This is a genomic window from Castellaniella sp. MT123 (assembly GCF_039614765.1).
GTDB lineage: Bacteria > Pseudomonadota > Gammaproteobacteria > Burkholderiales > Burkholderiaceae_B > Castellaniella.
Window position 1 is genome coordinate 1,447,086 of record NZ_CP154879.1, and the last position, 20,018, is coordinate 1,467,103.

21 protein-coding genes and 2 tRNA genes are annotated in these 20,018 nt (G+C 63.9%); 12 read left to right on the forward strand and 11 right to left on the reverse strand.

Features of this window, described 5'->3' with window-relative positions:
• Window position 1 precedes the first annotated feature (1 nt).
• From ABCV34_RS06690 to ABCV34_RS06700, 3 genes are read left to right on the forward strand one after another with little or no spacing between them, the layout of a single operon-like run.
• Complete coding sequence (locus ABCV34_RS06690; RefSeq protein ID WP_345798427.1) at window positions 2-871, forward strand: branched-chain amino acid ABC transporter permease; 870 nt, start codon at window positions 2-4, stop codon at window positions 869-871.
• Window positions 864-1,652: an ABC transporter ATP-binding protein gene (locus ABCV34_RS06695; RefSeq protein WP_345798428.1), complete on the forward strand. Its 789-nt coding sequence runs from the start codon at window positions 864-866 to the stop codon at window positions 1,650-1,652. Before ABCV34_RS06690 ends, ABCV34_RS06695 begins: the two co-directional genes overlap by 8 nt.
• A complete protein-coding gene (locus ABCV34_RS06700) occupies window positions 1,649-2,377 on the forward strand; it encodes an ABC transporter ATP-binding protein (RefSeq protein WP_345798429.1) in 729 nt (242 codons plus the stop codon). Before ABCV34_RS06695 ends, ABCV34_RS06700 begins: the two co-directional genes overlap by 4 nt.
• Window positions 2,378-2,542: 165 nt before the next feature.
• Here ABCV34_RS06700 and ABCV34_RS06705 read toward each other — a convergent pair whose 3' ends face one another.
• The 3 genes from ABCV34_RS06705 to ABCV34_RS06715 all read right to left on the reverse strand — a co-directional run bounded on the left by ABCV34_RS06705 (window position 2,543) and on the right by ABCV34_RS06715 (window position 5,181).
• Window positions 2,543-4,144 carry a sensor domain-containing diguanylate cyclase gene (locus ABCV34_RS06705; protein ID WP_345798430.1) on the reverse strand — a complete coding sequence of 534 codons (1,602 nt, stop codon included), beginning with the start codon at window positions 4,142-4,144 and terminating at the stop codon, window positions 2,543-2,545.
• 145 nt (window positions 4,145-4,289) lie between these two features.
• Window positions 4,290-5,042, reverse strand: coding sequence for a hypothetical protein (locus tag ABCV34_RS06710; RefSeq protein ID WP_345798431.1), 753 nt, complete (start codon window positions 5,040-5,042; stop codon window positions 4,290-4,292).
• Window positions 5,043-5,104: 62 nt separating this feature from the next.
• Window positions 5,105-5,181 (reverse strand) — tRNA-Met (locus ABCV34_RS06715).
• Between the two features lie 125 nt (window positions 5,182-5,306).
• Between ABCV34_RS06715 and ABCV34_RS06720 the strand changes: the two genes are divergently transcribed.
• Complete coding sequence (locus ABCV34_RS06720) at window positions 5,307-6,389, forward strand: ADP-ribosylglycohydrolase family protein (protein ID WP_345798432.1); 1,083 nt, start codon at window positions 5,307-5,309, stop codon at window positions 6,387-6,389.
• A 50-nt stretch (window positions 6,390-6,439) separates the two neighbouring features.
• Here the strand turns inward: ABCV34_RS06720 and ABCV34_RS06725 are convergent, their stop codons facing one another.
• Together ABCV34_RS06725 and ABCV34_RS06730 are read right to left on the reverse strand one after the other, a co-directional pair.
• Entirely contained in the window at window positions 6,440-7,177 is a 738-nt protein-coding gene (locus tag ABCV34_RS06725; RefSeq protein ID WP_345798433.1) for a hypothetical protein, read from the reverse strand.
• Entirely contained in the window at window positions 7,177-8,106 is a 930-nt protein-coding gene (locus ABCV34_RS06730) for a glyoxylate/hydroxypyruvate reductase A (protein ID WP_345798434.1), read from the reverse strand. The genes ABCV34_RS06725 and ABCV34_RS06730 overlap by 1 nt, the downstream gene beginning before the upstream one ends.
• Window positions 8,107-8,309: 203 nt before the next feature.
• Here ABCV34_RS06730 and ABCV34_RS06735 point away from each other — a divergent pair, with 203 nt between their 5' ends.
• Together ABCV34_RS06735 and ABCV34_RS06740 are read left to right on the forward strand one after the other, a co-directional pair.
• Window positions 8,310-9,506, forward strand: a complete 1,197-nt coding sequence (locus ABCV34_RS06735; protein WP_345798435.1) for a p-hydroxyphenylacetate 3-hydroxylase oxygenase component — start codon at window positions 8,310-8,312, stop codon at window positions 9,504-9,506.
• Window positions 9,507-9,521: 15 nt separating this feature from the next.
• A complete protein-coding gene (locus ABCV34_RS06740) occupies window positions 9,522-10,052 on the forward strand; it encodes a flavin reductase family protein (RefSeq protein ID WP_345798436.1) in 531 nt (176 codons plus the stop codon).
• On the opposite strand, the gene hpaA is transcribed toward ABCV34_RS06740, so the two are convergent.
• Window positions 10,028-10,924: a 4-hydroxyphenylacetate catabolism regulatory protein HpaA gene (hpaA, locus tag ABCV34_RS06745; RefSeq protein WP_345798437.1), complete on the reverse strand. Its 897-nt coding sequence runs from the start codon at window positions 10,922-10,924 to the stop codon at window positions 10,028-10,030. The two genes, ABCV34_RS06740 and hpaA, sit on opposite strands and share 25 nt — an antisense overlap.
• A 107-nt stretch (window positions 10,925-11,031) precedes the next feature.
• On the opposite strand from hpaA, the gene ABCV34_RS06750 reads away from it, so the two are divergent.
• From ABCV34_RS06750 to ABCV34_RS06770, 5 genes are read left to right on the forward strand one after another with little or no spacing between them, the layout of a single operon-like run.
• Window positions 11,032-12,291 (forward strand): ABC transporter substrate-binding protein, encoded by a 1,260-nt coding sequence (locus ABCV34_RS06750; RefSeq protein ID WP_345798438.1) that lies wholly within the window; start codon window positions 11,032-11,034, stop codon window positions 12,289-12,291.
• Window positions 12,292-12,307: 16 nt separating this feature from the next.
• Window positions 12,308-13,183 carry a branched-chain amino acid ABC transporter permease gene (locus ABCV34_RS06755; protein WP_345798439.1) on the forward strand — a complete coding sequence of 292 codons (876 nt, stop codon included), beginning with the start codon at window positions 12,308-12,310 and terminating at the stop codon, window positions 13,181-13,183.
• On the forward strand, window positions 13,176-14,099 hold the full coding sequence (locus tag ABCV34_RS06760) for a branched-chain amino acid ABC transporter permease (protein ID WP_345798440.1): 924 nt from the start codon (window positions 13,176-13,178) through the stop codon (window positions 14,097-14,099). Before ABCV34_RS06755 ends, ABCV34_RS06760 begins: the two co-directional genes overlap by 8 nt.
• Window positions 14,089-14,841, forward strand: a complete 753-nt coding sequence (locus ABCV34_RS06765) for an ABC transporter ATP-binding protein (RefSeq protein ID WP_345798441.1) — start codon at window positions 14,089-14,091, stop codon at window positions 14,839-14,841. The genes ABCV34_RS06760 and ABCV34_RS06765 overlap by 11 nt, the downstream gene beginning before the upstream one ends.
• On the forward strand, window positions 14,831-15,589 hold the full coding sequence (locus ABCV34_RS06770; RefSeq protein WP_345798442.1) for an ABC transporter ATP-binding protein: 759 nt from the start codon (window positions 14,831-14,833) through the stop codon (window positions 15,587-15,589). The genes ABCV34_RS06765 and ABCV34_RS06770 overlap by 11 nt, the downstream gene beginning before the upstream one ends.
• Here the strand turns inward: ABCV34_RS06770 and ABCV34_RS06775 are convergent.
• From ABCV34_RS06775 to purB, 4 genes are all read right to left on the reverse strand, one after another.
• Entirely contained in the window at window positions 15,574-15,828 is a 255-nt protein-coding gene (locus ABCV34_RS06775; protein ID WP_345798443.1) for a hypothetical protein, read from the reverse strand. The genes ABCV34_RS06770 and ABCV34_RS06775 overlap by 16 nt on opposite strands.
• Before the next feature lie 154 nt (window positions 15,829-15,982).
• Window positions 15,983-16,192 carry a cold-shock protein gene (locus ABCV34_RS06780; protein ID WP_345798444.1) on the reverse strand — a complete coding sequence of 70 codons (210 nt, stop codon included), beginning with the start codon at window positions 16,190-16,192 and terminating at the stop codon, window positions 15,983-15,985.
• A 206-nt stretch (window positions 16,193-16,398) separates the two neighbouring features.
• Window positions 16,399-16,474 (reverse strand) — tRNA-Lys (locus tag ABCV34_RS06785).
• A 134-nt stretch (window positions 16,475-16,608) separates the two neighbouring features.
• Window positions 16,609-17,985, reverse strand: a complete 1,377-nt coding sequence (purB, locus tag ABCV34_RS06790) for an adenylosuccinate lyase (RefSeq protein ID WP_345798445.1) — start codon at window positions 17,983-17,985, stop codon at window positions 16,609-16,611.
• Window positions 17,986-18,269: 284 nt separating this feature from the next.
• Between purB and ABCV34_RS06795 the strand changes: the two genes are divergently transcribed.
• Complete coding sequence (locus tag ABCV34_RS06795; protein ID WP_345798446.1) at window positions 18,270-18,884, forward strand: glutathione S-transferase; 615 nt, start codon at window positions 18,270-18,272, stop codon at window positions 18,882-18,884.
• A 6-nt stretch (window positions 18,885-18,890) separates the two neighbouring features.
• On the opposite strand, the gene mnmA is transcribed toward ABCV34_RS06795, so the two are convergent.
• Window positions 18,891-19,997 carry a tRNA 2-thiouridine(34) synthase MnmA gene (mnmA, locus tag ABCV34_RS06800; RefSeq protein ID WP_345798725.1) on the reverse strand — a complete coding sequence of 369 codons (1,107 nt, stop codon included), beginning with the start codon at window positions 19,995-19,997 and terminating at the stop codon, window positions 18,891-18,893.
• Between the last annotated feature and the right edge of the window lie 21 nt (window positions 19,998-20,018).

The window sequence follows — 20,018 nt, forward strand, 5'->3', positions numbered from 1 at the left end:
CATGAGCGGCAATCTGACGACATTCTGGGATATCTACAGCAACCTCGTGCTTTCGCTGGGCACCAACGCCCTGCTGGCGCTCTCCATCTGGCTGACGCTGGATTGCGGGATGCTGTCCATCGCCAACGCGGCCTTCATGGGGATCGGCGCTTACGCATCCGCACTGATCACAGTCAATTTCGGCGCGCCTTTCCCTCTGGCCCTGGCTGCAGGCATGCTGGCGCCCGCCCTGGCTGCGGCCATCATCGGACTGCCCACCATCCGCCTGTCCGGCGTCTATCTGGCGATGGCGACACTGGCCTTCGGCGAGGTCATCCGGGTCATCATCCTCAACACGCAGTCGGTGACCGGCGGCGCACTGGGCCTGAACGGCATCCCGCAGCTGACGCAGTGGTGGCACGTCCTGCTGGCCGTCGTCGTCGTGATGCTGATCCTGTGGCGCCTCAGGATCTCGAAGATCGGCCGTGCGTTCGATGCAATCCGCGGCGACGAGACGGCCGCCAGCCTGATGGGTGTCAACATCGTCGCCAACAAGATACTGGCCTTCGTCCTGGGGGCCGCGATCGCCGGACTGGCAGGCGCCCTCAACGCCCACCTGACCTTCTTCATCGGGCCCGAGGAATACGGCTTCGGGCGGGCGGTCGACATCCTGACCATGACCATCCTGGGCGGGATCGGCGGGCTGACCGGGCCCGTGCTGGGCGGGATGATCGTCACGCTGCTGCCCGAGGTCCTGCGCGGACTGGCCGGGTTCCGGCTGATCGCCAACGGTCTGATCCTGGTGCTGATCGTCCTGTTCCTGCCGCGCGGCATCTGGGACCCGGCACGCTACGCGCAATGGCTGCGCCGCGGAGACAGACGCCGTGCTTGAACTCTCCAACATCGCCCTGCATTTCGGCGGGCTGCAGGTGCTGCACGATGTCAGCATCCAGGTGCCCCAAGGGTCCATCTTCGGTCTGATCGGCCCCAATGGCGCGGGCAAGACGACGATCTTCAACCTGATCACCGGGCTGCTCGCGCCGAATCAGGGCGCACTCTCATTCGACGGCCACGCGCTGCAAGGTCTCAAGCCGCACCAGATCACCCGCCTGGGCCTGGCGCGCACCTTCCAGAACATCCGGCTGTTCAAGGAAATGACCCTGCTGCAGAACGTCGTCGTCGGCGCCTACCGGCACATGCACTATGGGTTCGCCTCGCTGCTGCTGGGGTTGCCGGATTATCGCCACCAGGAAGCCCGGGCGCGCGAGCGCGCCATGGAACTGCTCACCTGGATGAAACTCGACCATAAGGCGCAGGAACTCGCCGACCATCTGTCGTACGGGGAACAACGCCGCCTCGAACTGGCGCGGGCGCTCGCGACGGAGCCCCGGCTCCTGCTGCTGGACGAGCCCGTGGCCGGCATGAATACCGGCGAACGCGCCGAACTGATGCACAACCTCCAAGGCATCCACGACCGCGGCTACACCATCCTGATGATCGAGCACGACATGCACTTCGTCATGGGCCTGTGCGACCGGATCGCCGTACTGAATTTCGGCCGGATCATCGCCGCGGGCGAGCCCCAATCCATCCGCGAGAACCCCGAAGTCATCGAAGCCTACCTGGGTCGCGACGAGGACGCCGATTCTCCGGCGCCAAAGGCCATGCCATGACCGCGGCGCTCCAGGTCCGCGGCCTGATGGTCCGCTACGGCCACGTCGAAGCCGTTCGCGGCATCGACTTCACGCTTGAACAGGGCGGAATCACAGCCCTGGTGGGCGCCAACGGAGCCGGCAAATCCACCACCCTGCTGGCGCTGTCCGGCCTGGTCCCCAAGGCGGCGGGGTCCGTCGTGTTCAACGGCGAGGACATCACTCGTCTTGCCCCCCACCAGATCGTCGCGCGCGGCATCATCCAGGTGCCCGAGGGGCGGGCCATCCTGACGACCATGACGGTCCGTGAAAATCTTGAACTCGGCGCCTATCGCTGCGGCAACAATGGCGCGCCCAAGGATTTCGACTACGTCTTCGCGCTCTTTCCACGCCTGAAGGAACGGCTCGACGGGCTGGCCGGCAACCTGTCGGGCGGCGAACAGCAGATGCTGGCCATCGCCCGCGCGCTCATGGCCAAGCCGCGCCTGCTGCTGCTCGACGAGCCCTCCATGGGCCTGGCTCCCCTCCTCGTCCAAGAGATCTTCCATGCCCTGCGCGCCATCAATGCCGACGGGCTGACGCTCTTTCTGGTGGAACAGAACGTCCGTCAGGCGCTCAGAATCGCGCAGCAAGGCTACGTCCTGGAAAACGGCAACCTGGCGCTCTCGGGCTCCGGGGCCGAGCTGCTAAACGACCCGCGCGTCCTGCATGCCTATCTGGGTGTGGTATCTCAGGGTAATTACTAATGCAATCCAGGCTGCGGATTTCTATACTGAAGGCGCTACCAGAGTGGTAGTTTTTCATCGCCTTTGCGGCGGTGATCTGGCACTGCGCCCATGCAGTGCTTACCGCCCCAGCGGCGGTAGGGCCCCACCAAAAGGTGGGGCCTTTACGTTTTTGCAGTTTTACGTTCAGATTTCCCCGCGCGACAGGCGTCCGGATTCCCCGAATTCGCCATCCCTGGCCACCCGGTTGCGCCCCGCTTCCTTGGCACGGTACAGAGCCTGATCGGCCGCCTTCAGAACGGCGTCCATGTCGCCCCGAGTCCAGGCAGCCACCCCGATCGACACTGTGACGGCGCCCTCGGGCAGGATCGATGCCTGCTCCACGCTCGCCCGCAAACGCTCGGCCACGCTGACGGCGACTTCCAGCCCCATCCCGGGCAACAGGATCAGAAATTCCTCGCCGCCCATCCGGAACAGCGAATCCCCTTGGCGCGCGTGACCGCGCATCAGCTCGCCGACCCGGCGGATTACCCGATCGCCCACGTCATGTCCATAGTGGTCGTTGATACGCTTGAAGAAATCAATATCCAACGCCATCACGGCAAAAGACCGCCCGAGAGTCCTGGACGTCCGCAGTGCGACATCCAGTGCCCGGCGATTGCCCAGCCCGGTCAATGGGTCCGTATGGGCGGCATCAAGTAGTAATCCGAACTGGCTACGCACTGCGCCGGCCCCCAGCAGCAAAGCCCGCTTGAGCTGCTGGGCCTCGAAATACCAGCAGCTCACCTGGCCGATACGCTGAGCCAGGTTCTCGCCATACCCATCGCGCACGATCAGCGCCAGTTGCCTCAGGGGGCGTGAAATCCAGCGCGACAACAGCCACAACAGAACCAGCAGCGCCATGGCGGGCACCAACACCCGCCAGGACACGCGCCACATCAGATCGTCGACCGGGCGGAGAGCCACCGAGGTCGGGCGCTGCACCACGACGCCCCAGTCGGCGACCGGCACATGGGCATAGCCCGCCAACATGTCGATCCCCTGGCTGTTGACCAGCCGCTGGCGACCCGAACGTCCTTGCAGCACGGCGTCGATCACCGGATTACCCAGAATGGACTGACCGATGCGATCCGGCTGGGGATGATAGATCAGCCGCCGCGATGAATCGACCACGTAGACATAGGTCTCATCGTGGAAATACTGTTGTCCGAACAGCCGTGACACTCCCCCGTCGGTTTTCAGATAGAGGGCGCCCGCGATATAGCCCAGGTAGCGCATGTCCGGCGCATAAAGCGGATGCGTCATCAGGACCGCCAGATCGCCCAGCACCGTGATGAAAGGCTTGCTGATGGCGGGCACCTGATGCCGCGAGACCGACAGCGGTTCGTCCGTATCCACCCGATGCCCCTTCAAAAAACGCAGTGCGCCAGGGGAAACCACCTGAAGCACCCCGTGCTCATCAGTGATGGAGACCACATTGAAACCGATCCCCTGCTGGCGCAGACGTTCGACTTCGGCCTGCAGCACCGTGGGCGTCATGCCGGATTTCTCAATGATGTCGGCGGAATAGGCCATGCCGTGCTGCGCCTGCCGCAGAAGGTCGGACGCTGTGGCTGCAAGCTTGGCGGCGAAGGCCTCGTTGGTGGACAACACCTCGTCGATCAGTTGCTGCCGCTGCGCTTGATAGGTACCGGCCAGGCCGGCCACCAGCATGACGAGCATGCTGAAAATGGACAGCACAAGGATGAGCTGACGCAGATTGATTCTGGAGGGTCGCCGGATATGCATTCCTGTTCCTCGATTGTGCCGGGCAAGCTGTGCCGAATCCGGTTGCGGCCGTCAGGCTACTACGCCACCACCGGGCCAAAGCCCGAAATTCCCGCATGCAACGCTCACACGGCTCGCAAACTTGTCGTACGGATCTGTACGAAACTCAGTGTCTGGCGGCATCGTGGGCATGCTGCCAGCCCAGGACCGCCTGAGTGGCATGCGCCATGATGCGTTCGTAATGCTCACGCGGCAGTGCTTCGCGCAAGGCGGCAAACAGGCACCGGGTACCGCTCTGGGCAAGCTCGGGCAGATCCGGGTGATCGATCAGGCCGATCTGAACGTGGGCCAAGGTATCGGCCACCAGCCGCCACCCCAGCGTGGGCATGCGAGCATCCAGCGCCAGTAGCAGGCTGCCCAGCGTATGCAGGACTGGCTGCGCGGCCTCGAGATCGGTCTCGGCCGCCATGGCATGCCACAAAGCCAGATGGATCGCGCGCCGCAGCTCGATCTTGAAGTCGATGGCGGCCGCTTCGACTGCGTCGATCTGCGCGAACCACCGCTGGAAGCAAGCGTCTTCCTGCGGATCCAGATCGGTGCGCAGGCCGCCCAACAAGGCCGACAGCACAGGCATGGCCGTGATTCCGAAGGCCTGGCTGAAGGCCAGGCCCCATTGGTCCAGCCCCGTCAGCAGCAACGCCAGCCGTAGCGCCCGCGCATCGCGCGAATTCGCGGCGTCGCACCAGGCAGCGCCACGATCCCGCAGCTCATCCAGCGTGGATTGACTCGCCGGGGAACCGGCCGCCTGGCGAAACGCCAGGGTGAACAGACGTTGTGCCAGACGGGTGGCCTCGGCCTGCGTCTGCGGCAAAGCCAGACCGGCAAGCGGATCCGTGATGTCGGCGGGTTCCTGGGGCATGAGTGCCTCTAAAAGAAAAAAGCCCTTAGATTGGGGGTCTAAGGGCTTGATCCATCGAATTCTGGTGGCGCATCAGGGACTCGAACCCCGGACCTGCGGATTATGATTCCGTCGCTCTAACCAACTGAGCTAATGCGCCAAAGCACGAGATTATAGCAAGAAATCTTCCGTCTGCAAGCGCCGACCCTACCCAACTTGATTTCGTGCCCATCACCGCAGCATACTGAATCATCATCAACCACATCGAGATCCCGGATGACTGATATGGACATCACCTTCGAACAGCGCGCCCAGGGTGCCCTGATGGGGGCCTTCATCGGCGACGCGCTGGCTCTGGGACCCCACTGGTACTACGACCTGGAAGCCCTGCGCCACGACTACGGCAACTGGATCACCGATTACACCGACCCACGCCCGGACCGCTATCACGGCGGGCTGAAGGCGGGTCAGTCCTCACAAGCCGGGTACATCCTGGATCTGCTGGCGCACTCGCTGGCGGACCGGGGCCGGTACGACGAGCCCGACTTTTGCCGGCGGCTGGACCAGGATCTGTTTCCGAAACTGGATGGCACGCCGATGAATGGGCCGGGCGGCTATACCAGCCAGTCGATCCGCGAAACCTGGCGGTTGCGGGTGCGCGAACACCGCCCCTGGGGGCAGGCCGCCGGCGTGGCCGACACGACCGAGGCGGCCGAGCGCATCCTGGCTCTGGCCATCCGCTACGCACACAACCCGGCGGAACTAGCCCAGCAGGTATCCGCCAACACGGCGCTGACCCAATACGACACCACCGTCATGGCCATGACGGTGGCCTACGGCTGCATCCTTGGCAGTCTGGTGCGCGGAGAACCGCTGGATGAGCAGACCTCGGGCCGGCTGATGGCCATGGTGCACGACGGTATCCTGCCCTTCCATGCAGTCACATCCGTCGGCGAGCAGGCCGTGCCTCCCGGCCCCGCAGCCGTACGGCAAGTGGGCCAGTTTCCCTCGCCCGACGCCTTGCTGACGGTATCCTGCATCCTGCGCGCCACGCAGGACCCCGACATCCGCATCGAGCCCGCCTGGAAGGCATCCCTGGTCTATGGAATGCCCTGCGCCGTCTACCACCAGTTCCCGGCCGCCTACTATCTGGCCGGACGCTTCCAGGGCGATTTCGAATCCGCCGTCCTGCACGCGGTCAACGGCGGCGGCCAGAACCAGGCGCGCGCCATCCTGACCGGCGCGTTGGCCGGTGCGATCGGCGGCATCCAGTCGATCCCGGATCGCTTCCTGAAAGGACTGGAATTCAGCCAGGAACGGCAGGATCTGGCACGGAAACTGGCACGGCAAGCCAACGCGGCCACCTGACGCCAGCATCCGGGCGGGCCGCCATCTTTCGCGCGGCCTGCCCGACCCGTTCAACGCACCGGCAGGAAATTGAAGAACAACAGACCCTGCAGGTAGCCGATGCCGATGCGCCGGACGCTTTCGTCCTGCAGCTCGGCCACCAGATCCAGGCGGGCGATCATGCGGCCGAACTCGCGCTCGAAGCTCAGGTTGGTGACGCCGTTGCCCAGCTCATTGGACAGCAGCAGCGGCTGACCCCGGGCATCGCGCCGGCTGGACAGCATCCAGGCGGCGATTTCCACATTGCGCGCCGCATTGAACACATGCCGGGCATCGACCGAATCGCCCACGTGAAAGCGGGTGAGCCCGCCATGCGCCGCGATGATCATGTTGGACAGGCCCAGCACGAATGCCGCCGCCCGGTCCCCGGGATAGCGCGGATCCATGGCTACGGACAGGACCTCGATGTCCTGAAGCCCCTCCAGTTCCTTGGGGACTTCGCCCTTGCGGATGCGCGTATCCCCCTGGGCCAGGGCCGACTTCAGATCCGTGAAGCCCGCCTTGCGCCATTCCGCGGGATTGCGCCGATACAGCTTGTCGAGCAAGCGGACCAGACTATCCAGATTGTCCCGCATCACCAGGGTCTGGACGCGGTTGATGTCGTTCTGCACGAACTGATCAGCGGACAGGGATTCGCCTTTCGGCCCCGGACCCTTGTCGGGCGGCGCCGCGCAGCCGGTCAGTGCCAGGACGGCAAGCAGCCCCAACGCCGCCCATACCATGACACGACTGGCGACCGACCCGATCATCAGTACTGTCGGGCCCGATCCACGATGCCAGTGATCGGCTGCCCCTGCGCTACGGCGTCGATCTTGCCCGCGATCTGCCGCACAGTCAGATCCATCAGGCTGGCCCCCGCCACGTGCGGCGTCACCTGAATGCGCGCATCGTGCCAGAACGGATGGTCGGGCGGCAAAGGTTCCTGGGAAAAGGCATCCAGCGCCGCGCCGCGCAGCCGCCCCTCGTCCAGGCAGGCCAGCAGGTCTTCGGCGACCAGATGGTCGCCGCGCGCGATATTGATCAGATAAGCGTCGGGCCGCAATTGCTGGAACAAGGAACGGCACAGGATCCCGCGCGTGTCGCCGGTCAGCGGCAGCACGTTCACCAGCACGCGGGTGCGCGCCAGAAAATCCGCCAGCCCGTCCCGCCCGAAAGATTCAGTGCCCGCAACCGGGCGACCACTGCGCGACCAGACGGCCACCGGGTATTCCAGCGCCGCGCAGGCCTGCGCGACCCGGGCCCCCATCACACCGGCCCCCATGACACCCACTGTCCAGGCCGACCGGTCGATGTCCGCCAGCGGCTGCCAGCGGGCCTGCGCCTGCTGCGCGGCATAGCGGCCCAGATCGCGGGATTCGCGGATCAGATAATGCAGGACGTATTCAGCCATCTGCACGGCCATGCCGCCGTCTTCCATCCGGACCAGGGTAATCCGATCGGACAGACCCGGCATGTGCAACAGGGCATCGACCCCCGCGCCCAGGTTGAACAGGTATTTCAGCCCAGGCTCGCGGTCGAACAGACCGGCTGGCGGGGCCCACACCACCGCGGCATCGGCCCGCCCCGACGGTTCCTCGTCGTCCCACAGACGCACCCGATGATCCGGCAAAGCCGCCTGCAGGGCACGCACCCATTCCAGCGGATTCGACTCGTGACGAGAGGCAAAGACAATTTCCATGTTCAAGCATCCGATCCGACGTTGACTCACCCGCGCAGAGGTGGATCCAGTCCCCGGGACTGTAGCATAGGGACTTTGATCCGTATTTTCCCCAGGTCTGATAAAAGTACCAGCATCCGGCCAAAATGTGCATTTCCGCATATTGCTAACATGTTTATGATTTTTTCATCCCACCCAGGGACGCCACCCAAGGAGATGAAAACATGAGCCAAGCCGTCACCGTCCTGCCCCAACCGGACGCCGCCACAATACTGGAAAAAGTCCAGGCCATCCTGCCCGAGATCGCCGCCCGCGCCGCCCAGGCGGAACAGGACCGCATGGTGCCGGCGGAAAACATTGCCCTGCTGAAACAAACAGGCCTGCACCGCGCGTTCCAGCCCAGGGCCTACGGCGGGCTGGAACTGTCCCTGCCGGAATTCGCCCAGTGCGTCGTCGCACTGGCGGGCGCCTGCGGCGGCACCGCCTGGGCCTTCAGCCTGCTGTGCACTCACAGCCACCAGCTGGCCATGTTCCCGAAGCAACTGCAGGACGAAATCTGGGGCGGTGACCCCGACGCCACCGCCAGCAGCAGCATCGCGCCCTTCGGCCGGACCGAGGAAACCGAGGGCGGCATCCTCTTCAGCGGCGAGATGGGCTGGAGCAGCGGCTGCGACCATGCGCAATGGGCCATCGTCGGCTTCAACCGCCTGAACGCGGCCGGCGAGAAAACCTACTGCTTTGCCGTCCTGCCGCGCCAGGATTACACGATCCGGGATGACTGGTTTGCCATCGGCATGCGGGGCAGCGGCTCCAAAACCCTGGTGATCGACAAGGCCTTCGTGCCCAATCACCGGATCCAGGCCGCCAAGGACATGATGGAGGGCAAATCCGCCGGCTTCGGTCTCTACCCGGACAGCAAGATCTTCCACACCCCCTACCGTCCCTATTTCGCGAGCGGCTTTTCAGCCATCAGCCTGGGGATCGCCGAGCGAATGCTGCAGGCCTTCAAGGAAAAGACCCGGAACCGGGTTCGCGCCTACACCGGCGCCAACGTCGGCACCGCCACTCCCGCCCTGATGCGACTGGCGGAATCCACCCACCAGGTGGCTGCCGCACGCGCCTTTCTGGAAAAGACCTGGGATGACCACCGGGCCCATGGCGAAGCGAAACGCTACCCCAGCCGCGAAACACTGACCTACTGGCGCACCAACCAGGCCTACGCCGTCAAGATGTGCGTCCAGGCCACGAACCGCCTGTTCGAGGCCGCCGGCGCCGGCGCCTGGTTCGAAACCAATGAGATGCAGCGCCTGTTCCGCGACAGTCACATGACGGCCGCCCATGCCTACACGGACTACGACGTCTGCGCGCAGATACTGGGGCGCGAACTGATGGGCCTGGAACCCGACCCGACCATGATCTGAGGAAGGAACGACGCCATGGATGCCATCCACCGGGCCGAATCCGAAGTGATCGACTCCCGCTGCCTGCGACGCGCCCTGGGCAATTTCGCAACCGGCGTGACCATCATGACCGCCCACGACGGCACGCGTACGGTGGGTGTCACGGCCAACAGCTTCAGTTCCGTGTCGCTGGACCCGCCCCTGATCCTCTGGAGCATCTCCAAGCGGTCAGGCAGCTATCCGGTGTTCGAGCAGGCCAGCCATTTTGCCGTGAACGTGCTGGCCGCCGACCAGATCACCGTGTCCGACCAGTTCGCCCACCCCTGCGACGACCGGTTTGCCGGCGTGGAGTATCGCCAGGGCCGTGGCCGATGCCTGCTGCTGGAAGGCACCAGCGCCGGCTTTCAGTGCGAAAAATTCCAGACGCTGGATGGGGGCGACCACTGGATCCTGATCGGCCGGGTCATCGCCTTCGAGGATCATGGACGCGCCCCGCTGCTCTACCACCAGGGTTCCTACGCCACAGCCCTGCCGCATCCGCATCACGAAGTCATATCGGTCCGGTAGCTGCCGGGTGCCACGCCCACATGACGCAGAAAGAACCGGCCGAAATAGGCCGGGTCCTCGAAGCCCAGGCTGTACCCTACCTGGCTGACTGACTGACTGGTGGACAGCAGCAGGCGGCGCGCCTCCTGGATCAGGCGCTCGTTGATCAGCTTCTTGGGGGGCTTGCCTGCCACCTGGCGGCAGACGTCATGCAGCCGCTGTTCGGTCACCCCCAGGCTGCCTGCATAGCGCGGCAGTGTCCAGTGGTCCCGGAATCGCGCTTCGATCAGGGTGCCAAAACCCCGAAAAAGCTGAAGCTCCTCGCGACAGGACGGGGGCGTCTCCAGCGCCTGGGATGACAGGCGCAACAGACCGATGAAGACCAGCCGCGCCAACAACAGCAGGCTCTGGGAACGTCCCGGCCGGCCGCCGGAATATTCGGTGTGCAACTGGTCGAACAGGCAGACCATCCGGCGCGCCTCATCGGCATGATCGCCCGCCAACGTCCCCAGCGCCAGGCACACGGGCATCACGGCGGACTGCCCGCTGGGCCAGGTCGTTTCGTCATCCAGCATGGGCCACAGCAGTTGCTGGTCCACCGTCAGCACATAGCCGTCGGCATCGTCTTCCGTGACGAAGGCGTGCAGAAAGGCTGGCGGCGTCAGGAACACCATCGGCCCGCGCAGCTGATACAGCACGTCTTCCAGCTGCACGCGCACCGCGCCATCCCGCACATAATGGACCTGGAAGAACCGGTCGTGGCGGTGTGTGAACATGCTGCGACCGAGCTGGCTGGCCAGCGTGCCCAGCGCCTCGCAGTGCAGGCCGGCATCGGCCAGCTGCGGACCCGCCAGATCGGTCAGGTCGAGATTGGGGATGTCAGGCCGCGACATGGCAAAAGATCCCACGGAGTTCAGGCCAAAGTAAGAGTTGTAAATATAGCATTCCCCTACTGGAGGCCCACTTTCCAGTGACCCCGTCCACAAGGCAGGAGGTTCTCATGTTGCGCAGATTTCTCTCTTTTTTTCTGGTCGGCTCGATGCTTTTGTTTTCGGCTCTGACCACGGCAGCCACCGCTCCACCCGAGATCAAAATTGGGACCTTGTATGCCTCTTCGGGGCCGTTCGCGGCAATCTCGATGCCGGTCTATCTGGGCCTGAAACTCTGGGTCGGGATCGAGAACGCCCAGGGCGGCGTCATGGTCAAACCCTACGGCAAGCGGATCCCGATCAAACTCGTCGCCTATGACGACCAGAGCAATACCGCGACGGCGGCGACGCTCTACAACCAGTTGATCACCCAGGACAAGGTCGATATCCTGGTGTCGGACAGCGGATCCGTACTGACCTCGATGGCGGTCCCCATCGCGCGCGAGCACAAGATGCTGCTTCTCGACACCACCGGCACCGGCGGCAAATTCTTCGCGGGCGACAATCCCTACATCGTGCTGATGTCGGACCCGGTCTCGACCATCTGGCCGAAATACGCGGCCGACTTCCTGATCCACGAAGGCCCAAAGCTGGGCATCAAGAAAGTCGCGCTGCTGTACGCGACTAATGACTACACCACCACCCAGGCCAATGCGGTGCGCAAGATGATCCAGGAATCACACGCGCCGCTGGACATCGTGTATGACAAGGGCGTGCCCACCAGCACCACGAACTACACCGTGCTGATCAATGCCATCCAGGCCGCCCAGCCCGATGCCGTGGTGCAGATGGGTTACCCGGACAACGACGTGGCGTTCCTGCGCAACCTGCACGAAAGCGGAACGCACTTCAAATGGCTGTTCGACATCTACCCGGGCCTGGAGACCGACCATATGCTCAAGACCGCCGGCGCGGACAGCATGAAGTATGTCTACACCTATGCGACGTCCTCGGTGGTGGAATACAAAGTCGAGCACGGCATGAATCTGCCTGAATTCCACCAGGCCTGGGACAAGGCCTACCCGGACAGCAAGGTATCGTTCGGCTTCAATTCCGTGGCGGGCTACACCACCGGCCTGATCATCGAGAACGCGCTCGCCAGCACGAAGAGCATGCAGCAGCTGGACCTGCGCGCCGCCATCTTCAGTCTGTCGGGCAAACTGAAGACCCTGGACGGCACGTTCAAACTGGACGAGCACGGCGCCCAGGTCGGCGAGATCACGCCATTGGCACAGCTGGTGCCGGACGGCAAGGGCGGACTGAAGTTCGCCATCGTGTACCCGCCCGAAGTCGCCACGGGCAAGGCAGTCTACCCGGCACCCGCCCAGTAACCGCCCGGCGCGCATCATGCTTGCCTATGCGATCCTGGCCGGCATTCTCTTCGGGCTGTATTTCAGCCTGGTGGGGCTGGGCCTGAATCTGGTGTTCGGCGTGATGCGCATCGTCAACCTGGCTCATGGCGACTTCGTCATGCTGGGGGCGCTGCTGGCCGGCGCTCTGTATGGCGCCTATGCCATCAGCCCGGTCCTGGCGGCCGTCATCTCTCTGATCGTTTTCATCATCATCGGCTTTCCGCTGTATTACCTGCTGGTGCCACGCCTGCTGCAGGCCCCTGACCCGGAGATGCTTTCAATCATCCTGTTCTTCGGCTTTTCCCAGGTCATCGAATCGGTCACGACCATCGTGGCGGGTCCCTCTGAACGATCCATCCCGGGCCGCGCCATGGGCACGCAGCCGGTCCACATCCTGGGCCAGACCTTTCCGGCCGCCTGGGTCTGGAGTGCCGTCGCCAGCGCCATCGCCGTCCTGCTGGTCTTCCTGTACCTGTACCGCACCCGCGTCGGGCGGCTGACCCGCGCAGTCATGGCCGACCGCCACGAGGCGCTGGCCAGCGGCATCGACGTCGGCCGGATCTCCGGCCTGGCCTTTGGCATCGGACTGGGGCTGGCCGCCGTCGCGGGCGCCTTTGCGCCCTTCATGCTGGGCGGTATCAGCCCGGCCAGCGGCGTGAGCCTGACGATCCAGTCCTTCACGGTCATCATCGTCGGTTCGCTGGGCAGTCCGCTGGGGACCGTCCTGGGTGGCCTGATCTACGGCATCTCCATCATGCTCATGCAGACCTACCTCAGTTCCTGGGCCGCGCTGCTGCCCTATCTGCTGCTGATCGCCATCCTGCTGGTCCGCCCCAGCGGATTGCTGGGACACGAGGTGCGCCATGCCTAGGAGTGCTCTGCGCAACAGCCTGTGGATCCTGATTTCGCTGGGGCTGGTTGCGGCCCTGGCCCCCCTGGCCTATGCCAACCAGCTGCTGCTGTTCAATTTCATCGTGTTCATGGTGCTGGCGCAGGGGGTCAACATCCTCTACGGGTTCACCGGCTACCTGCCCTTCGGCTACGTCGGGTTCTTCGGCGCGGGAGCCTATGGCTTCGCTCTGGCGGTCATGCACCTGCACACCGGCCCCTGGGTCGCGTTGGGTGCCGGGGCCCTCGCCTCAGTCCTGTTCGGCTGCGTGCTGACCCCGCTGCTGCGCTTGTCGGGCGCGTATTTCGCCATCGCCAACCTGGCCGCTTCGCTCGCCATCGCCGAGGTGGTCTCCAACCCCGCCCTGACCGACCTGACGCAGGGCCCCTATGGCGTCTCTCTGGCTGACACGTTCGCACCGACACTGAGTTACGGCGCTGCCGTCGCCATCCTGCTGTTGACGACCGCCTGTGTGCTGGTGCTGCGCTACGCCACCCTGGGACTGGCGCTGCAGGCGGTACGCGACGACCCGATCAGCGCGGCCATGGCGGGGATCCCCGTGGTGCGCACCCGCATCCTGGCCTGGCTGCTCTCAGCCCTGGTCGCCGGCCTGATCGGCGCCAATTTCGCCTGGTACGTGTCCGTGTTCTATCCCGACAATGTCTTCAGCCCGGACTTCAGCATCTTCGCCCTGGTATTCGCCCTCTTCGGTGGCGTGGGAACCGTCCTGGGGCCCATTCTGGGGGTCCTGCTGCTTTACGGGCTCTACAACACCATCGGTATCTCGGCACCACAATATTTCCAGCTGATCTACGGCCTGCTCATCATGGTCCTGGTCCTGTTTCTGCCCAACGGGCTGGCCTCGCTTCTGCGGCGTTGGGGGATCCATGTCATTTGAACCCGTCACTTCAGATGCTGATGCCGCGCCGCTGCTGGTGGTGGATGGCCTGGTCAAGACATTCGGCGGCTTCCACGCCCTGGACGGCGTCAGCTTCGACGTACGCCCAGGCGAGGTCCTGGGGTTGGTGGGCCCCAACGGTTCGGGCAAGACCACCTGCATCAACGTCATCACCGGCCTGTACCGCCCGGATGGCGGCACCCTTCGTTATCAGGACAGGTCCATCGGCGGCGTCGCAGCCCACCAGCTGGCGCATCTGGGCATCAACCGCAGCTTCCAGATTCCCAAGCCCTTCAGATCGCTGACCGTACGGCAGAACATCGAGGTCGCCTTGCGGTACGGTGGACGCCGCCCCAGGCGCAGCGACATCGGGCCGCTGATGGAGTTCGTCGAACTCGACCACCAGGCGGATCGGCTGGCCACCGAACTGACCAGCGCCCAGCAGAAAATGCTGGATCTGGCGCGCGCCCTGGCCACTCAGCCCCGGCTGCTGTGCGTGGACGAACTGGGCGCAGGGCTCAATCCGGCCGAACTGAGTCAGGTCGCCGCGCGTCTGCGCACCCTGGCCAGGTCCGGCATGGCCCTGCTGGTCGTGGAACATCTGATGGATTTCGTCGATCAGGTGACCGACCGCCTGATCGTGCTGAGCGCGGGCAGGAACATCTTTGCCGGCCCGCTGTCGCAGGCCATGCGCGACCCGAAGGTGATCGAAGTCTTCCTGGGAGCCCCGGATGAGCACTGAGCTGCTGCGTGTCTCCGGGCTGAGCGGCGGCCATGGCCGGATTCAGGCGCTGTGGGACGTCGACCTGAGCGTTGCCACCCACGAAACCGTAGTCCTGATCGGCGCCAATGGCGCGGGCAAGACCACGCTGATCCAGACAGTGCTGGGGCTCATTCCCCTGTGGAGCGGTGACATCCGGTTCAACGGCGCACCGATCACCCGCGAACGCACGGACCGCCGCATCCGCGCGGGCATCGCCTACATGTCCGAGACCGGCTGTTTTCTGGATCTGAGCGTGCAGGACAACCTGCTGCTGGGCGGTCAGTCCCTGCCCCCCGCGCAGGCCAGGCGCCAACTGGATCAGCTGTATGACCGCTTTCCCATCCTGAAGCAAAAGCGCCGCGATCCCGGCAGCAGCCTGTCCGGGGGACAACGCAAGATCCTCGGTGTGGCAAAGGCACTGGCCAGCCGCCCCAGGCTCTTGATCATGGACGAGCCCTCGGCCGGACTGTCGCCACTGTTCGTGAAGGAAGTCATCCAGGTCCTGGGGCAGTTCCGCGAAACCGGACTTTCCCTGCTGGTCGCCGAGCAGAACGTGAAGTTTCTGGATCTGGCCGACCGTGTCTACACACTGGAGGGTGGCCGGGTGGGATTCGAAGGGACGGTGGCCGCCATGCATGCCGATGCCGCGCTGGAGCGGGCCTATTTCGGGCTGAAGTCCAGCTCGATACTTTCGTCCCCCGAGCAGTCCATCTACTTGACGAAATGACGTTGCAACCGCAGAGTCTGGGCCTGGTTCAAGCGCTTGGCCTCTTGTTCGGCGTAGTCGCTTTCCCCCGACTCGTACTGACCGTCATACATGCAACTACGGGGGTTCCACCGGCACTGGCTGTCACGGCCGACGGCCCCGCCGCCATCAGCGGACCCACCGCCGCCTGAAGCACAGCCGGAGATCAGGACGAGGAAAAACAGCGCGGCGCCGATCTGGCTGATTCGTTGAATGGACATTCTTCTGACCCTGCGAAGCTGCGATAGCTGTTTTTATAGCAGATTCCGCAAGACGCCCATGTAGCCAAACGAAAAGGCGGGACCCCCATATTTCAAGGGGCCCCGCCACACTGCGCTAACTACCTGTTTACCTAAGCAAACAGGTTGGTAGTTTTTAGATCACCGCGACTTGCGTCGCGCAAGGACCTTTTTGCCCTTGGCCAACCACGAAGGAAACGCGCTGGTTTTCTTCGAGGGATTTATGACCAGAGCCCTGAATCTCGCTGAAGTGTACGAAGAGATCCTTTCCGCCATTATCCGGCGTGATGAAGCCGAAGCCTTTGTCGTTGTTGAACCACTTCACGACACCTGTTTCTGTTTTCAAAGTCAATCCTAATATCTGTGTAGGGATAAATTGTCCCGTTTGCTAGTTTCACCGATGCACATCAATAAAGATAGGCCTGTTTCAAAAAGACACAAACTATCCTGACTGAACAGCCGGGTGGTAATTGGCATCCTTCATCAGGATAACCCGGGCAAATGGGTCTGATACAAAAAAGACCCGGATTTTCATCCGGGCCCCGCATGTACTGGTGGGCTGTGAGCGGCTCGAACGCTCGACCGACGGATTAAGAGTCCGCTGCTCTACCAACTGAGCTAACAGCCCGTCGCAAGTTTTGCGAAGAACGAAATAATACACGAATTCACAAGGCCATGCAAAAACTGATCGGCCGCTCTACCCGGGAACGCATCCATACCTGCGGTCCCAGGCCTCATTCACACGCATGAAAGCCGCTAGAACTACACCGCCGCCGCCAGCTCTGCCGCCAGCCCGACGTAGCTGCGCGGCGTCATGGCCAGCAGCCGCGCCTTCGGTTCGGCGGGCAGATCCAGGCCCGTAATGAATTCCCGCAGGGCGTCTTGCGTGATGCCCTTGCCACGCGTCAGTGCCTTCAGTTGTTCGTAGGGCTGCGGCAGACCGTAACGCCGCATGACGGTCTGGACCGGCTCGGCCAGGATTTCCCAGCAGGCGTCGATGTCGGCGTCGATGGCCGCCGCATTCAGTTCCAGCTTACCCAGACCGCGCAGGCAGGCGTCATAGGCCACCAGGCTATAGCCCAGCGCCACACCCAGATTGCGCAGCACCGTGGAGTCGGTCAGGTCCCGCTGCCAACGCGACACGGGCAGTTTTTCCGACAGATGCCGCAAGACCGCATTGGCCAGGCCCAGATTGCCCTCCGAGTTTTCGAAGTCGATCGGATTGACCTTGTGCGGCATGGTCGACGAGCCGACCTCGCCTTCCTTCAGACGCTGCTTGAAGTAGCCCAGCGAGATGTAGCCCCAGACGTCCCGATTCAGATCCAGGAGGATGGTGTTGGCTCGGGCGATGGCATCGAACAGCGCCGCCATCCAGTCATGCGGCTCGATCTGGATGGAATATGGGTTCTGGGTCAGACCCAGGCCGCCCAGGACTCCGCCGGCGAAGGCTGGCCAATCGATCTCAGGATAGGCGGCCAGATGAGCGTTGTAATTGCCCGTGGCGCCATTCATCTTGGCCAGCGGCTGCACGGCGCGGATTGCCTCCAGCGCGCGATCCAGGCGGGCCACGACGTTGGCGAATTCCTTGCCCACGGTGCTGGGCGTGGCCGGCTGGCCATGGGTGCGCGACAACAGCGGTTGGCCGGCGTGCTGGCGGGCCAGTTCACGCAGGCGCGCTGCCACGGTTTCCAGCACGGGCACCACGCACTGCGACCGTGCGCGACCCAGCATCAGGGCATGCGAGGTATTGTTGATGTCCTCGGATGTGCAGGCGAAATGAATAAATTCCGCCGCCTGCGATAGCTCGGCGTCATCGGCAACCTGCTCCTTCAGCCAGTACTCGACCGCTTTGACGTCATGGTTGGTGGTGCGCTCGATAGCCTTGATGCGCGCAGCGTCGGCTTCGGAAAAATCCCGCACCAGCGCCTGCAGCCGCGCCCGCGTCGCCGGAGAAAAGGCCGGCAGTTCGGGCAGCCCGGCATCGGCAAGCCCGATCAGCCAGGCGATTTCGACCTCGACGCGATGGGCCATAAAACCGGCCTCGGACAGGAAGGGTCTCAGGGGGTCGGCTTTTGCCGCGTAACGCCCGTCCAGGGGCGACAGCGCATTCAGGGCGCTCGGGGTGGAATCGATCTGCATGTGAGGGAATCAGCAATGAAAGTGAGCGCCGGCAGGCAACCCGGGACAGGACGCGAACGCCCGCTGGAAACAGATACCCATAGGGTCGCCAGCGGATAATCGCAAGTGGTCAAGCCGCGATTTTATCATTTGACCCCAGGTGTCAAGCCCGTGACCGGGAGTGGGCGGATATACCACACCCAGTCGTAAAATCCTGTGAAAAACCGGATTCGTCGCGTACTGGATCTGGATCCCCTCCACTGCCCTGCTATACTTTTTTTGCCTTGGACTACCCCTGCTTCGCCATGAGATTAATCGGTTCCCTGACCAGCCCCTACGTCCGCAAGGTCCGGATCGTGCTGGCGGAGAAAAAACTCGACTATGAACTGATCCTTGACGACCCCTGGGCGGCCGGGAATCAGGTGACCGCGCACAATCCCCTTGGCAAGGTCCCCTGCCTCCTCCTCGACGAAAACGAAGCCCTGTTCGATTCGCGCGTCATCGTGGAATATCTGGACACGCTTTCGCCCGTCGGGCGCCTGATCCCGCCGCCGGGCCGGGAACGCATCGAGGTCAAGCGCTGGGAAGCCACCGCCGACGGCATCATGGACGCGGCAGCTGCCGCGTTCCTGGAAACCCATCGCAGGCCCGAAGCCCAACGCAACACTGATTGGGTCCAGCGGCAGACCGCCAAGATCCAGGCCGGTCTGGACTACATGAACACCTTGCTGGGCGAACAGCCCTATTGCACGAGCGTCAATCTGTGCCTGGCCGACATCGCCGTCGGCGCCGCCCTGGGCTACCTGGACCTGCGCAGTCCGGAACTGGACTGGCGGTCGCAATACCCCAATCTGGCCCGTCTGGCCGAGAAACTCGAAACCCGGCCATCGTTCGTCTCGACGCGCCCGCCCGCCGCCTGATCCTCATCAGGCGATGATCCCGCCTCCCAGGCAGATCTCCCCGTCATACAGCACGGCCGACTGGCCGGGCGTCACGGCCCACTGCGGATCCTGGAACGCCAGGCTGAACGCCGCCGCGTCGCGCACGCTGAGCGTGCAGGGCGCATCCGCCTGGCGGTAGCGCGTCTTGGCACCATAGGCGCCGGGCGTGGGTGGCTCGCCGGCCACCCAGCTGGCATCCTGGGCGGTCAGGGTCGGGCTGAGCAGCCAGGGGTGATCGTGCCCCTGGACCACATACAGGGTATTGTCCGCCATGCTCTTGCGGGCCACGTACCAGGCGTCCGCCGTGCCATCGTCGCGCTGCGCACCCTGCACGCCGCCGATCCCCAGGCCCTTGCGCTGCCCCAGTGTGTAGAAGGCCAGCCCCTGGTGCTCGCCCAGCGGCAGCCCCTCGGGTGTGCGCATGGGACCCGGCCTGGTCGGCAGATACCGGTTCAGGAATTCCCGGAATGGCCGTTCGCCGATGAAGCAGATGCCGGTGGAATCTTTCTTGGCGGCGTTGGGCAAGCCAATCTCGTGCGCGATGCGACGCACCTCGGTCTTGCGCACTTCCCCCAGGGGAAAGACGGTGCGCGATAGCTGGGCCTGGTTCAGGCGATGCAGGAAATAGCTCTGATCCTTGGTGGCATCGACCGCCTTGAGCAGTTGGCTGCGCACACCGGCATCCGTACGGACACGCCGCACCCGGGCGTAGTGTCCGGTGGCAATGTAGTCCGCCCCCAGGCTCATGGCATGATCCAGGAAGGCCTTGAACTTGATTTCGGCGTTACACAACACGTCCGGATTGGGCGTGCGTCCGGCGGAATATTCCCGCAGGAATTCGGCGAAGACGCGGTCCTTGTATTCGGCGGCGAAATTGACTGCCTCGATGTCCACCCCGACCACGTCAGCCACGCTGGCTGCATCCAGCCAGTCCTGGCGTGACGAGCAGTACTCGCTGTCGTCGTCATCTTCCCAGTTTTTCATGAACAGGCCGATGACCTGGTAGCCCTGCTGCTTCAACAGCCACGCGGAAACCGACGAATCCACACCGCCGGACATGCCGACCACGATCCGGGCACCGGGCGCCGGCATCCCATCCGCAATCCGGGTTGC